The sequence below is a fragment of the Halomonas sp. 11-S5 genome, assembly GCF_029889825.1.
Classification (GTDB): domain Bacteria; phylum Pseudomonadota; class Gammaproteobacteria; order Pseudomonadales; family Halomonadaceae; genus Halomonas.
In genome coordinates this window covers 1-532 of sequence record NZ_JARANW010000061.1, presented here as the reverse complement: position 1 = coordinate 532, position 532 = coordinate 1, and the positions used below count along the sequence as shown (strand labels likewise).

The following is a 532-nucleotide window of genomic DNA, read 5'->3' as shown; positions in this document are numbered from 1 at the left end:
TTCATCGCCTCTGGCTGCCTAGGCATCCACCGTATGCGCTTCATCGCTTGACCATATAACCCCAAGAGGTCTGGTCCGCAATGACGATCGACAATTGCCGGATACGCTTGAAACGTATCTCGCGTCTCTTCCTCTCGGAAGAAACTTGTCAGCATGATTCACATTGTTAAAGAGCGTTTAGAGCCATAAGCTCTAAGCTGTAAGCTTTAAGTGACGTTTATCTGGCTGTCACCCGAAGCGTATAGCTTAGGACTTACCGCAAGACTGTTGTGGGGCTTGTTTTTTCTTACAGCTTCAAGCTTGCAGCTTCAGGCTTGAGTGGTGGAGCCTAGCGGGATCGAACCGCTGACCTCCTGCGTGCAAGGCAGGCGCTCTCCCAGCTGAGCTAAGGCCCCAGACAATAATTTGGGTGAGACAAGGTGCTTTGTGGCGACGCATAGCCTGCTATGCGAGTCGCAAAGCAACGCAGTATCACGCAAATTTGGTGGGTCTGGGCAGACTTGAACTGCCGACCTCACCCTTATCAGGGGTG

General features: G+C 52.1%; 1 tRNA gene. It reads right to left on the bottom strand.

Annotation, left to right across the window (positions count from 1 at the left end):
• Positions 1-319: 319 nt before the first annotated feature.
• Positions 320-395: transfer RNA gene (locus OP497_RS17475), tRNA-Ala, on the bottom strand.
• Positions 396-532 lie beyond the last annotated feature (137 nt).